This is a genomic window from Streptomyces himastatinicus ATCC 53653 (assembly GCF_000158915.1).
Lineage (GTDB): Bacteria > Actinomycetota > Actinomycetes > Streptomycetales > Streptomycetaceae > Streptomyces > Streptomyces himastatinicus.
In genome coordinates, this window is sequence record NZ_GG657754.1 from 1883403 (window position 1) to 1896927 (window position 13525).

Annotated in this window: 9 protein-coding genes; 6 read left to right on the forward strand and 3 right to left on the reverse strand. The window is 71.1% G+C overall.

The window, feature by feature from the left end:
* Nucleotides 1–95 precede the first annotated feature (95 nt).
* Nucleotides 96–1739 carry an amidohydrolase gene (locus SSOG_RS07235; RefSeq protein WP_009713556.1) on the reverse strand — a complete coding sequence of 548 codons (1644 nt, stop codon included), beginning with the start codon at nucleotides 1737–1739 and terminating at the stop codon, nucleotides 96–98.
* An 82-nt stretch (nucleotides 1740–1821) separates the two neighbouring features.
* Entirely contained in the window at nucleotides 1822–2262 is a 441-nt protein-coding gene (locus SSOG_RS07240; protein ID WP_009713557.1) for an Lrp/AsnC family transcriptional regulator, read from the reverse strand.
* Between the two features lie 158 nt (nucleotides 2263–2420).
* Between SSOG_RS07240 and SSOG_RS07245 the strand changes: the two genes are divergently transcribed.
* The gene (locus SSOG_RS07245) at nucleotides 2421–2852 is read left to right on the forward strand and encodes a hypothetical protein (protein ID WP_009713558.1); all 432 of its coding nucleotides are present in this window, start codon (nucleotides 2421–2423) and stop codon (nucleotides 2850–2852) included.
* A gap of 50 nt (nucleotides 2853–2902) precedes the next feature.
* Here SSOG_RS07245 and SSOG_RS07250 read toward each other — a convergent pair whose 3' ends face one another.
* The gene (locus SSOG_RS07250; protein WP_009713559.1) at nucleotides 2903–4075 is read right to left on the reverse strand and encodes an acyl-CoA dehydrogenase family protein; all 1173 of its coding nucleotides are present in this window, start codon (nucleotides 4073–4075) and stop codon (nucleotides 2903–2905) included.
* Between the two features lie 347 nt (nucleotides 4076–4422).
* Between SSOG_RS07250 and SSOG_RS07255 the strand changes: the two genes are divergently transcribed.
* The 5 genes from SSOG_RS07255 to SSOG_RS07270 all read left to right on the forward strand — a co-directional run.
* Nucleotides 4423–5676, forward strand: coding sequence for a glycoside hydrolase family 18 protein (locus tag SSOG_RS07255; RefSeq protein ID WP_009713560.1), 1254 nt, complete (start codon nucleotides 4423–4425; stop codon nucleotides 5674–5676).
* Nucleotides 5677–5950: 274 nt separating this feature from the next.
* The gene (locus SSOG_RS53330) at nucleotides 5951–6106 is read left to right on the forward strand and encodes a hypothetical protein (RefSeq protein WP_167542471.1); all 156 of its coding nucleotides are present in this window, start codon (nucleotides 5951–5953) and stop codon (nucleotides 6104–6106) included.
* 43 nt (nucleotides 6107–6149) lie between these two features.
* The gene (locus SSOG_RS07260) at nucleotides 6150–7487 is read left to right on the forward strand and encodes a GAF domain-containing protein (RefSeq protein ID WP_078510262.1); all 1338 of its coding nucleotides are present in this window, start codon (nucleotides 6150–6152) and stop codon (nucleotides 7485–7487) included.
* A 67-nt stretch (nucleotides 7488–7554) separates the two neighbouring features.
* Nucleotides 7555–9078 carry an aldehyde dehydrogenase gene (adh, locus tag SSOG_RS07265; protein WP_009713562.1) on the forward strand — a complete coding sequence of 508 codons (1524 nt, stop codon included), beginning with the start codon at nucleotides 7555–7557 and terminating at the stop codon, nucleotides 9076–9078.
* 274 nt (nucleotides 9079–9352) lie between these two features.
* The coding region (locus SSOG_RS07270; RefSeq protein ID WP_208867335.1) for a LamG-like jellyroll fold domain-containing protein at nucleotides 9353–13525 on the forward strand (4173 nt) is incomplete at its 3' end.

The window sequence follows — 13525 nt, forward strand, 5'->3', positions numbered from 1 at the left end:
GCGCCGTTTCCTCAAATGACAGGTCAGTACGGACAATGTTCAGCCGCCGCGACAGGCCGGTGGGACATCGTTCGGCGGTACGCGAACGCGTCGCGTCACTCGTCCGGACGGCTGTGCACGGTGCGTCCGGCCACCACCGTGCGCACGCACACGGGCAGTTGGCCGCCGGGAGTGAGGTCCGGCAGCCCGGGCGTGCCGGAGCGCGGATCGGTCGACCAGTCCGCCACCCGCGTGTCGGGGACCTGGACGACGAGTTCGCCGGTCCGCCACACCGCGTAGTCGGCGGGCGCGCCGGGCACGAGGACGCCCGCGTCGTCCCGTCCGATGGCCCGCCAGCCGCCGCGGGTGTGGGCGGTGAAGGCGGCGCGGGCGGAGACCCGGTGCTCGGGGGTGCGGTGGAAGGCGGCGGCGCGCACGGTGCCCCACGGGTCCAGCGGGGTGACGGGGCTGTCGGAGCCGAGCGCCAGGGGCACCCCGGCCCGCAGCAGCGCCGCGTACGGGTTGAGGGTGCGGGCCCGCTCGGTGCCGAGCCGCTGGGCGTACATGCCCTCCTCGCCGCCCCAGGCGGCGTCGAAGGCGGGCTGGACGGAGGCGGTGAGGCCGAGGTCGGCGAAGGCGGCGATGGACTCGGGGGTGAGCATCTCGGCGTGCTCGACGCGGTGCCGGGCGGCGCGGATCCGGGCGAGGCCGACCGTGTCGGCGGCGGCCCGTACGCCCTCGACGACGGCGGAGACGGCGGCGTCGCCGATGGCGTGGAACCCGGCCTGGACGCCGCCCTCGGTGCAGACGGCGACATGGGCGGCGACGGCGGCCGCGTCCAGGTAGGCGGTGCCGCTGTGCGGGGCGTCGGCGTACGGCGTGCGGAGGCAGGCGGTGTGGGAGCCGAGGGAGCCGTCCACGAAGAGGTCTCCGGCGGCCCCGGCGGCGCCCAGCGCCCGTACCTTCTCCAGGTCGGCGGCGCTCGTCACGGCCTCGGCCCAGTAGCCGTGGACCCGGGGTCCCGGCTCCCCTGCGGCGAGCCGCAGCAGCCCGGTGAGGTCGTCCTCGCCGGAGATGCCGGGGCCCGCGCATTCGTGGACCGAGCCGATGCCCACCGAGGCGGCGTGGGCGAGGGCGGCGCGCTGGGCGTCCTCGCGCTGCCGCGCCGTCACGCTCGCGTACGCGGCGGCGCGTACGGCGTGGTGGGCGTCGGCGGTGAGCGGCGCGTCGGGGTGGTAGCCAGTGCGTCCGGTGATGTCCGGGACGCGGTCGAGCAGCGCGGTGGTGACCACCGCGGAGTGCACATCGGCCCGGCTGAGGTAGAGGGGCCGGCCGCCGGTGGCCTCGTCCAGTTCGGCGCGGGAGGGCGGGCGGCCCCCGGACCAGCCGCTGGCGTCCCAGCCATGGCCGAGAAGCACCGGGTCGGCGGGGTGGGCGGCGGCGTGCGCACGCACCCGCTCCAGGGCTTCGGCGAGGGTGGGGACGCCCGTCAGATCGAGGCCGATGAGGGCGAGTCCGGTGGCGGTGGTGTGCACATGCGCATCGGTGAACGCGGGGGTCACCAGCGCCCCGTCCAGCCGCACCACCTCGTCCACGCCGTCGGCGAAGCCGTCCGCGGCACCCTCGGAGCCGACCCAGGCGATGGTGTCGCCCTCGATGACCATCGCGGTCGCGAACGGGTCGGCGGGGCTGTGCACCTCGCCCCCGCGCAGCAGGACGGTACGGCCTTCGTCGGCCTGGACGGGGGTCGGGTCGTTCACGGCGGGCTGCCTCGCGGGGTCGGTTTTCGGACGTTTCCGGGCGCGGAGGATCACAGGTCCGGCCGGGCCCGTACGGGGTCGGTCAGACGCGCGGCGGGCGCGCCTCGTACGGAGTGGACAGGACGACGGTGGTGCGGGTGGAGACCCCGGCCAGCGAGCGGATCCGGCTGAGCAGGTGCTCCAGCTCCAGCGGCGTGGCGACCCGCACCTTGAGGATGTAGTTCTCGTCGCCCGCGACGCTGTGGCACGCCTCGATCTCCGGCACCTCGGCGAGCCGGTCGGAGATGTCGTCCGGCGCGCTGGGGTCGAAGGGTTTCACCGAGATGAAGGCGGTCAGGGGCAGCCCCACGGCCTCCGGGTCCACGACGGCCGCGTAACCGCGGATGACCCCCCGCTGTTCGAGGCGGCGGACCCGCTGATGCACGGCCGATGTGGACAGGCCGGTGGCCTTGCCCAGGTCCGTGTAGCTCATCCGCCCGTCCTTGACGAGCAGCTCCACGATTTGTCTGTCCAACTCCTCCACAGCCGATCACCTTATGTGGTCGGAGGCGTCCGGGCACAGCGGGCGCACCCGTTTACCCGGTGCGGCGCGACGCATCTGCACGGGGCATGTGACGAACACCACATCTCCTCATGGGTGTCCTATGGGATGCGGCGATTACCTATGCGGCGGCAAGGGAAATGCTTGCTGTGGTCGAGGCCGACGCGCCTGGCCAGCCCACCCGAGGGGGAAATCTCATGCCGCATGTTGAGCGCCTCGACGAAGGCGACGTCGAAACCTACGAGACCTACGAGATGTTCCGGGTCATCTGCCCGGACTGCGCGCAGCCCATCGCCCTGCTCGCGGACGAGGACGTCCTGCCGGAGCACGCGCTGTGCCCGTCTCCGTGGAACCCGTTCGGGCTGACGGTGTGTGCCGGTACCGGGCGCGGAGTGGCGGAGGCCGCCGCCGCGGACGCCTCGCTCGACGCGCACGAGCAGGACGCGGCGCTGCTGCTGACGCTCCCGGAGGGCCTGGACTGGCGGAAGCAGCCCTTCTCGCACATCGGCGGCCCGGGGTCGCGCCCGATCAGGACGCCGATGACGCCGCGCCACGCCGCGTCGCACTCGTAGCGAACGCGGAAACGGTGGGGGCCCGGCACCGCCGCGCCCCCTGACCGCCCTTACCGGCTTTCCGGACCCGCGACGCTGCGTGCGATGACCACGCGCTGGATCTGGTTGGTGCCCTCCACGATCTGGAGGACCTTGGCCTCGCGCATATAGCGCTCGACCGGGAAGTCCGCCGTGTAGCCGTAGCCGCCGAACAGCTGGACCGCGTCGGTGGTGACGCGCATCGCGGTGTCGGTGCAGAACAGCTTGGCCATGGCCGCCTGCTTGGAGAACGGCCGCCCCGCGTCCCGCAGCCGGGCGGCGGCCAGGTAGAGGGCGCGCCCGGCCTCGATCTGGGTGGCCATGTCGGCCAGCATGAACCGCAGCCCCTGGAAGTCGGCTATCGGACGGCCGAACTGCCGCCGCTGCGCGGTGTACGCCAGCGCCTCGTCCAGGGCCGCCTGCGCGAGGCCGATCGCGCAGGCCGCTATGCCCAGGCGGCCCGCGTCGAGGGCGGACAGGGCGATGGCGAAGCCCTGGCCCTCCTCGCCGATCCGGCGGGTGTCGGGGACCCGGACCCGGTCGAGGTGGATCTGCGCGGTGGGCGACCCGTTCATGCCCATCTTGCGCTCGGGGGCGGCGGCGGAGAGCCCGGGGGCGTCACCGGGTACCAGGAACGCGCTGATGCCACGGGTGCGCTCGGGGCCGGTACGGGCGAGGACGGTGTAGAAGTCGGCGATGCCGCCGTGGGTGATCCACGCCTTGCCGCCCTCCAGCGTCCACGTGTCGCCCTCCCGGGTGGCCCGGGTGGTGAGGGCGGCGGCGTCGGACCCGGAGGAGGGCTCGGAGAGGCAGTACGCCCCGAGCAGCCCGCCGCCCAGCATCGCCGGAAGGTGCTCGGCCAGCTGCTCCTTGGTGCCGTATCCGGCGAGGCCGTGGCAGGACAGGGTGTGGACGCTGACGCCGAGGCCGACGGTGAGGCGGGCCGCGGCCAGCTCCTCCAGGACCTGGAGGTAGACCTCGTACGGCTGGTCGCCGCCGCCGAACTCCTCCGGGTACACCAGCCCCAGCAGCCCCGATTCGGACAGCAGGGTGAACAGTTCGCGGGGGAAGTGCCCGGCGGCCTCCTCCTCGGCGGCGCGGGGACGGATCTCCCGCTCGGTCAGCTCGCGGACGAGCGAGATCAGGTCGCGGGCTTCCTCAGTGGGCAGTTCGCGTTCCACCGGCTGCGGGCCGTGGTCGGTCATGGCGGCGCTCTCCTCTCCCTGTAGGGCGCGGCGGCGGCTACGCGCCCGGTGGGGCGGCGCCGCCCGTGTCCTGCCGTCGAGCCGGCCCTCCCGCCGGATCGCGAACGGGTGATGACCTGCACCGTGGCGGTTGGAGTATGCCCGATCGAGGGGCCCGCGTCACCGGTGTATCGATCTTCAACAAAGTTCGCCCGTCCGGGTGTTGCCCGGACCGGATTGGCCCAGACCATTGACCCCACTGGTCTAGTCCTCCTACCGTTCTCCCACCCTGCCCTGCGCGTGCATGTCAATATCGGGTCAGGTCGTCGGGCACTTCATCTCCCCTCACCCCCCACCGAGGAGAACCCATGCTCAGACCACGCGGACTACGGGCCGCCCTCGCGGCCCTCTCGACGGCGGTGCTGACCGCCACCCTGCTCGCGGGCGCGGCGACGGCCAGCCCCGGCACCGCCCCGGCGGCGGAGTCCCCCACCAGCGCCAAGGCTCCACAGGCGGCCGGCAACAAGGTGGTCGGCTACTTCACGGAATGGGGCATCTACCAGCGGAATTACCACGTCAAGAACGTGGAGACCTCCGGGTCGGCCGCCAAGCTCACCCACATCAACTACGCCTTCGGCAACGTCACCGGCGGCAAATGCGCGATAGGTGACGCCTACGCCGACTACGACAAGGCGTACGACGCGGCGGGCAGCGTCGACGGCAAGGCCGACACCTGGGACGCGGGCGCCCTGCGCGGCAACTTCAACCAGCTGCGCAAGCTCAAGAAGCTGCACCCGAACCTCAAGGTCCTGTGGTCCTTCGGCGGCTGGACCTGGTCGTCCGGGTTCGGCGAGGCGGCCAAGAACCCCACGGCCTTCGCCGAGTCCTGTTACAACCTGGTCGAGGACCCGCGCTGGGCGGACGTCTTCGACGGCATCGACATCGACTGGGAGTACCCCAACGCCTGCGGCAACACCTGCGACACCAGCGGCCGGGCCGCGTTCAAGAACGTGATGGCCGCGATGCGCGCCAAGTTCGGCCAGAACAACCTGGTCACCGCCGCGATCACGGCCGACGCCTCCTCCGGCGGCAAGATCGACGCCGCCGACTACGCGGGCGCCGCGCAATACGTGGACTGGTACAACCCCATGACGTACGACTTCTTCGGCGCCTGGGCGGCCCAGGGCCCGACCGCCCCGCACTCGCCGCTGACCTCCTACAGCGGCCTGCCCCAGCAGGGCTTCTACACCGACGCCGCGATCCAGAAGCTCAAGGGGCTCGGCGTCCCGGCCTCGAAGCTGCTGCTGGGCGTCGGCTTCTACGGACGCGGCTGGACCGGCGTCAGCCAGGCCGCCCCGGGCGGCACCGCGACCGGCGCCGCGCCGGGGACGTACGAGGCGGGCATCGAGGACTACAAGGTGCTCAAGAGCAAGTGCCCGGCCACCGGCACGGTCGCCGGAACGGCCTACGCGCACTGCGGCAACCAGTGGTGGAGCTACGACACCCCCGCCACCATCGCCGGGAAGATGACCTACAAGCAGCAGCAGGGCCTCGGCGGCACCTTCTTCTGGGAGCTGAGCGGCGACACCACCAGCGGAGAGCTGATCAAGGCCATCAGCTGATGCAGGCCGTCAACTGACGCGGACGATCAGCAAACGGAGCCGGGAGCCAGGTGCTCCCGGCTCCTTCGTACCCGCCAGTAGCCCAGCGCGCAAGCGCCTCACGCACATGCCGCACGCATGCGCCGAAAACCCGCGCTCCGATGAACCGATCCCGCATCGGAGCCGTATCGCAACGCGGCTTGTTCTGACTATTGCGGGGCATCCGCCTCACAAGGAAATCTGAGCGCTGGGGTGGCCCTGACCGGCCCGTTGCGCATGAACCAAAGGATCGATCATGAGTTCCGAGCAGTGCCCGAGCTGTGGCGGCCAACTCGCCGTCAACCAGGACGGGTGGAAGATCTGCCACTCCTGCGGCTACGCCTCACCGCCCGGCTTCGCACCCGCCCCCGCGCCCAGCGGCTGCGCCGTCCCCGCCGCCCCGCCCACCTGACCCTCCGACCCATCCGACCCTCCGTACCGTTGAGCGAGGCCCCGTGGTCAATCCCTGGCTGGCGATGGCGTCCGGCACCGATCCGGCGGAGCGCACCCGTGCGGTGCGCCGCGCGCACGAGGCGTTCCTGACGGAGGGCGCCGTGGGCCCGACCGTCCGCCCGGTGGTGGCGGACTCCTGGCGGCGCTCCGCCGACGCCCGGGTGGCGCAGGAGTGCGTGGCACCGATCGATCTGGCGGACGACGCGCTGGACGCGTACCGGGCGGACCATCCGCTGGCCGGGGTGATGCCGCTCTTCCGTGAGCTGCTCGGGAGCATCGCGCACGACGGCGCCCATCTCCTCGCGGTCTGCGACGACCTCGGCCGCATGCTGTGGGTGGAGGGACACACGGGGATGCGCCACCGGGCCGAGCGGATGAACTTCGTGGCCGGGGCGCGCTGGGACGAGCGCCACGCCGGGACCAACGCCCCCGGCACCGCGCTCACCGTCGACCATGCGGTGCAGATTTTCGCCACGGAGCACTTCAACCGCAGCGTGCAGCCCTGGACCTGCGCCGCGGCTCCCATCCACGACCCGCACTCCGGGCGGCTGCTGGGCGCGGTGGACCTCACCGGCGGCGACCATCTGGCCGCCCCGCACAGCCTCGCCCTGGTCCAGGCGACCGCCCGTGCCGCCGAGGCGCAGCTGGCCGCCCTGGCGCCCCCGGCGCGCGGACCGCGCGTAGCGCTGACGGCGCTGGGCCGTGACGAGGCGCTGCTGGTCACCGAGGAGCGGCGGCTGCGGCTCGGGCGGCGGCACAGCGAGATCATGGTGCTGCTCGCGGGCCATCCGGAGGGCCTCAGCGGCGACCGGCTGGCGCTGGAGCTGTACGGGCCGCGGGCCGACCACCGGTCGCCGGTGACGCTGCGCGCCGAGCTGTCCCGGCTGCGCCGCCTGGTGGGCCCGCTGCTGGGCTCGCGCCCGTACCGGCTGTGCGCGCCGGTGCGCACCGATATGAGCCTGGCAGCCGAGGAGTTGGCGGCCGGTGAGGTGGCCACGGCCCTGCGGGCGTATCCGGGGCCGCTGCTGCCGATGTCGGAGGCGCCCGGGGTGTGCCGGATGCGGCGGGACCTGGAGGACGGGCTGCGGCAGGCCGTGCTGTCCGGCGGTGACCCGGAGCTGCTGCGGCGCTGGGCGCAGACGCCCTGGGGCGAGGACGACCTGGAGGTGGCGGAGGCGCTGCTGGCCGCCCATCCCCCGCACTCCCCCGGCCGGGCGGCCCCGGCGGCGCGGGTGCGGCGGCTGCGCGAGGTGTACGGACTGGCGGACCCCGCCCGGGAGGACGGCCTGCGGGAGGACGATCACGGGGACGCAACGTTGCCGCAACGTTGCCACGTCTAGCCTCCCCTCATCTCCGCCCGTCCCGTGGCGGGCGGAGCCCGCAGGCACGACAGGGAGGGCCGCCCCCATGACGCGTTACGCAAACCCCGGCTCCGAGGGATCGGTTGTCAGCTACCAGCCGCGCTACGACCACTGGATCGGCGGGGAGTACGTACCGCCCGCCAAGGGCCGCTACTTCGAGAACCCGACGCCGGTCAACGGGCAGCCGTTCACCGAGATCGCCCGGGGCACCGCCGAGGACGTCGAACGGGCCCTGGACGCCGCGCACGCGGCCGCGCCCGCCTGGGGCCGTACCGCGCCCGCCGAGCGCGCCGCGGTGCTGCTGAGGATCGCGGACCGTATGGAGCAGCACCTCGAAGAGCTGGCGGTCGCGGAGAGCTGGGAGAACGGCAAGCCGGTACGGGAGACCCTGGCCGCCGACATCCCGCTGGCCATCGACCACTTCCGCTATTTCGCGGGGGCGATGCGCGCCCAGGAGGGCAGCCTCTCCGAGATCGACGACGACACAGTCGCGTACCACTTCCACGAGCCGCTGGGCGTGGTCGCCCAGATCATCCCGTGGAACTTCCCGATCCTGATGGCCGCCTGGAAGCTCGCCCCGGCGCTGGCCGCGGGCAACGCGGTGATCCTCAAGCCCGCCGAGCAGACGCCCGCCTCCATCCACGTCTGGATGAACCGGATCGCCGACCTGCTGCCGCCCGGCGTCGTCAACATCGTCAACGGCTTCGGCGTCGAGGCCGGAAAGCCGCTGGCCTCCAGCCCGCGGGTGGCCAAGGTCGCCTTCACCGGCGAGACCACGACCGGCCGGCTGATCATGCAGTACGCGAGCGAGAACCTGATCCCGGTCACGCTGGAACTCGGCGGCAAGAGCCCGAACATCTTCTTCGACGATGTCTCGGCCGCCGACGACGACTTCCTCGACAAGGCCCTTGAGGGCTTCACCATGTTCGCCCTCAACCAGGGCGAGGTGTGCACGTGTCCGTCGCGCGCGCTGATCCAGGACGGCCACTACCAGGACTTCATGGACGCGGCCGTGGCCCGTACGGAGAAGATCGTCCAGGGCCATCCGCTGGACACCGACACCATGATGGGCGCGCAGGCGTCCAACGACCAGCTGGAGAAGATCCTCTCCTACCTCGACATCGGCAAGCAGGAGGGCGCCCGAGTCCTCACCGGCGGCACCCCCGCCGAACTGGGCGGTGAGCTGGCGGGCGGCTACTACGTGCGGCCCACCATCTTCGAGGGCGGCAACCACATGCGCGTCTTCCAGGAGGAGATCTTCGGTCCTGTGGTGGCGGTGGCCCGGTTCGCGGAGTTCTCGGACGCGATCGAGATCGCCAACGACACGCTGTACGGGCTGGGCGCGGGCGTGTGGACCCGGAACGGCACCGCCGCGTACCGGGCCGGGCGGGCGATCCAGGCGGGCCGGGTGTGGACGAACTGCTACCACGCCTACCCGGCGCACGCCGCCTTCGGCGGCTACAAGCAGTCGGGGATCGGGCGCGAGACCCACAAGATGATGCTGGACCACTACCAGCAGACGAAGAACCTGCTGGTGTCGTACTCCCCGAAGAAGCTCGGCTTCTTCTAGAGCCCCACGCCCGGAACGGGGGAACGGCCCGTGCGGCAAGCCGCACGGGCCGTTCCCCTCGGTGTGTTTCAGGGAAGTCGCGCCCCGTCAAACGTGTTCACTGTCACCTTTCAGACATAGGTAAATAACCGATATATACGACTTCACCAGTGGCTCTTAACAATTTCCTTACATAACATTCGTGCGCTGATCACTCTGTCAGCGACTGTCGCTGACTTCTCATCAAGGGGCTTGCATGCGGGGGCGCGTGTTATCGCGAAGACGTGGCCGGATAATGGCCTTGGCGCTGACGCTGGTGACGGCCGCGGGAGTCGTACCGGCGGCCTCAGCGGCCGCCGGCTCCGGAGCGGGCTCGCTCCAAGCGGGCGCAACCGCCGGGAAGGGAAGCGATCCGGCGTCGCCGACGACCACGGACGAGGCCCTGGCGAAGGCCGGGCGAACCGGCGAGAACGTCGAAGTGGCCTCGCTCCGCTCGGAGAGCGGCGACGTGTACGCCACACCTGACGGGAACCTGGAGGCACGCGAGTATCTGCGTCCCATCCGGACCCGGGTGAACGGCAAGTGGGAGCCGGTCGACACCGACCTGGCCAAGACGCCAGAGGGGACAGTGGCACCCGGCGCCACCACGGTCGGGCTGGCGTTCTCCGCCGGAGGGGATGCCCCGCTGGTGCGCATGGAGAAGGCGGGCCGCGAACTCTCCCTGTCCTGGCCGGACAAACTGCCCGCTCCGGTCCTGGACGGCGCGACCGCCACGTACGAGAACGTGCTCCCGGACGTGGACCTGCGGATGGGCGCTCAGGAGGACGGCTTCACCCAGTTACTCGTCGTCAAGTCCGCGAAGGCTGCGGCGAGTGAGGAACTGGCCGAACTGCGGCTGAGGTTCTCCGCCGACGGCATGGACGTGCGCGAGAACGCGCAGGGCGGCCTGGAAGCCGTGGACCGGGGTGCCAGGAGTGCCGTGTTCGAGGCGCCCCAACCGGTGATGTGGGACTCCGGTCCCGGCGCCGCAGCCGCCGAGGACGCCACGAAGTTGTCGGCCACCACCAAGCCGTCCTCGGCCAAGGCCGCCTCCGTGAAGTCGCCCTTGGTCACATCGGCGTCGGGCAGTGCGGGCGTCTCCGCACCGGAAGACGAGCCCGCGGCTGGGGAGTCGGCGAAACTCGCCCCGGTCGCGGTGGACGTCCCCGCCGGGGACAAGGAACTGGTGCTGACCCCGGACGCGAATGTGCTGAAGGGCAAGGACACCGTCTACCCGGTCTTCATCGACCCTCAGTGGTACTCGCCGCGCGCCTCGGCGTGGACGATGGTCTCCAAGTACTGGGCCTCGTCGCCGCAGTGGAAGTTCAACGGCGAGGACAACGCGGGCCTGGGCTACTGCGGCTGGTACTACTGCAAGCCGTATGACACCAAGCGGCTCTTCTACCGCATTCCGGTGTCGAAGTTCGCCGGCAAGTCCATCCTCGACGCTGAGTTCGTGGTGCGCAACGTCTGGTCGGCGTCCTGCGGCGAACGCGGTGTGGAGCTGTGGCGGACCAAGGACATCTCCTCGTCGACCACCTGGAACTCCCAAACGGCGAGTGGCTTCTGGATCGACAAGCTGAAGACGGAGTCCTTCGCCCACGGCTACGAGGGCTGCTCGGCCAAGGACGCCGAGTTCGACGTCAAGTCGGCGGTGCAGTCCGCGGCCAACGCCAAGTCCCCGGCCATGACGTTCGGCATGCAGGCGTCCAGCGAGAGTGACATCTACGGCTGGAAGCGCTTCTCCGACAAGGCCTATCTGCGAGTGAAGTACAACCGCCCGCCCTCGCAGGTGAAGATGTCGCAGCTGACCATGGAGTACGGCGGCACCTGCAAGAAGCCGGCCGACGCCGCACGCGTGCGTACCCTCGGCAAGATCTACGCCAACAACATCACCGATCCCGACGGCGACAACGTCGCCCTGGAGTTCCAGGCGGCCTGGGACGCCGGTGACGGCAAGGGCAGCATCGCGCGCTGGAGGCCGGCGCGCACCGGCTACAAGAAGTCCGGCTCGGACTTCGCGATCGGCCTGCCCTCCTCCATACCGGAGAACAAGCAGATCAACTGGTACGTGCGCAGCTACGACGGTGCCCAGTACTCCCCGTGGTCCAACGCCGGTGACCCCACCGGTTGTTACTTCACCTACGACACCAAGGTGCCCAAGGCCCCCTCGATCGTCTCCGGCGAGTACCCGGCCTCCGATCCGGAGGATCCGGACGACCCCTGGTACGACGGAGTGGGCCAGTACGGGTCGTTCACGCTGAAGGCCGTCGACGCCGACGTCACGAAGTACTGGTTCGGCATCAACGGCGACCCGACCTCCAAGAACACGATCACCACCTCCGCCGGGGCGGCCAAGGTCGCCCGGATGCTGCCGGCCAGGCCGGGCCTCAACTTCGTCACGGCCCGGGCCCTCGACACGGCCGGCAACGCCGGTGAGATCCGCACCTACCAGTTCCGTGTCAAGGCCGGACAGCCCGAACGCGCGGCCTGGCAGCTCGACGACGCCGCCGGATCCGACGCGGCCCAGGCCCAGGCCCTCGAACGCACCGCGGAACTGCGCGGGGGCCCCACCCCGCGGGTCGAGGGCGCCAAGCGCACCGCGGTCTCCTTCGACGGGGTCGACGACTACGCGGTCACCGACATCCCCACCGTGGACACCTCCACCGGCTTCTCCGTCTCGGCGTGGGCGAAGCTGTCCACCCTGCCGGACCACGCCGCGATCATCGCGGCCCAGCCCGGCAACCACTCCCCGGGCTTCGAGCTGTACTACTCCAGCAGCTACAACCGCTGGGCGTTCAACCAGTACAGCGCCGACAGCCCCGACGCGAGCATCGTGCGGGCCATGCCGGCCACCGCGGGCGGGGCCAAGGCCGGGGCGTGGACCCACGTGGTGGGCACCTTCAGTGCCAGCAGCGACCAGATGAACCTGTACGTCAACGGCACCCTCGTGGGCAGCACCACGTACGACTCGCCCTGGAACGCCCGGCGCGGCCTGCAAATCGGCGCCGGCTCCTACACCGGCAAGCCCGACTCCTTCTTCCCCGGCGCCATCGACGAGGTGCAGATCTTCGACAAGCCGCTCGCTGCCGGTGAGGTGACCCGGCTCTACGGCAAAGAGTCGATCATCTCCGGCCGGCCGGCCCGAGCGGTGTTCCCGATGGACGAGTCCGCCGACGCGACTCACCTCACCGGGCTCGCCGAGGTCCCGGACGCCACGTTCTCCGGCGGTCCGACCGCGGGCACACCCGGAATCGCCGGCAAGGCCCTGACGCTGGACGGAATCGACGACTACGCGAGCACCGGTCGGCCGCTGCTGAACAACCAGCGCAGCTTCGCCGTCTCGGCTTGGGCGAAACTGCCCAGGACCAAGCCGGACCACGCCGCGATCATCGCGGCACAGACCGGTCAGCACCGGCCGGGCATGGAGCTGTACTACTCCAGCGCCTACAACCGCTGGGCGTTCAACCAATACTCGGCCGATGCCTCGGACGCCACGCCGATCCGCGCTCTCCAGGCCGAGGGCCAGACCGCATACGCCGACACCTGGACCCACTTGGTGGGCGTACACGACACCGTCGCCAACAAACTCATCCTCTACGTCAACGGCGTCCAGGCGGGATCGACGGAACTGCAGGCCGATTGGTACGCGGGCGGCGCGCTGCAGATCGGCGCCGGCAACTATGACGGCGCGCCCGCTTCCTTCTTCCCCGGGCAGATCGACGATGTCCGCCTGTTCGACCGGCCGGTCTCAGCCGACGAAGTACGCCAGCTGTTCCGGCAGCGCCCCCTGCTCAACGCGCGGTGGAAGCTGGACGGCGGCAGCGGTTCCGCCTCACCGGACGACACCGGCCGCGCGTCCGCCCTCGCTCTGCAGGGCGGCGCACAGATCGGCACCGGCTTCATGGACGGCGGCTTGGAACTCGACGGCACGGCGGGCTACGCCAGCGCTTCGGCCATGCCGGTGGACACCAGCTCCAGCTTCACCGTGACCGCCTGGGCACAGGCGGCCTCGACCCCCGCGCAGAACGCGACGGTGGTCAGCGCGGAAGGCACCAGCCGGAGCCCCTTCGCCATGCGCTTCGTCCCCGATCCGGCGAACCCGGACGGCCTGGGCAGCTGGGAGATCGCCCTGACGGACAAGGACGGCACCGACGCCTCGACCGTGCGCCTGGCCAACACGGAGTTCAGCAGCGTGACCGACTGGAACCACCTGGCGCTGGTGTACGACGGGTTCTCCAAGCAGGCCCGCCTGTATGTCAACGGCATCCTCCAAGAGGTGCCGTGCCAGGACGCCGACGGTGACGGCCAGGCGGACGACGCCTCCTGTCAGGACCTGATCGCCTGGGGCGAGAACGTCCTGACCACCAAGGCCGGCAAGTCGCTGCAGGTCGGCCGGACGAAGATCGGCAGCGCGGGAGCCGAGTAC

Excerpts from the sequence above, each read along its gene's own strand:
- SSOG_RS07250 (WP_009713559.1), bottom strand. The coding sequence starts at position 4,075 with ATGACCGACCACGGCCCGCAGCCGGTGGAACGCGAACTGCCCACTGAG.
- SSOG_RS53330 (WP_167542471.1), top strand. The coding sequence starts at position 5,951 with ATGAGTTCCGAGCAGTGCCCGAGCTGTGGCGGCCAACTCGCCGTCAAC.
- SSOG_RS07245 (WP_009713558.1), top strand. The coding sequence starts at position 2,421 with ATGCTTGCTGTGGTCGAGGCCGACGCGCCTGGCCAGCCCACCCGAGGG.
- SSOG_RS07255 (WP_009713560.1), top strand. The coding sequence starts at position 4,423 with ATGCTCAGACCACGCGGACTACGGGCCGCCCTCGCGGCCCTCTCGACG.
- adh (WP_009713562.1), top strand. The coding sequence starts at position 7,555 with ATGACGCGTTACGCAAACCCCGGCTCCGAGGGATCGGTTGTCAGCTAC.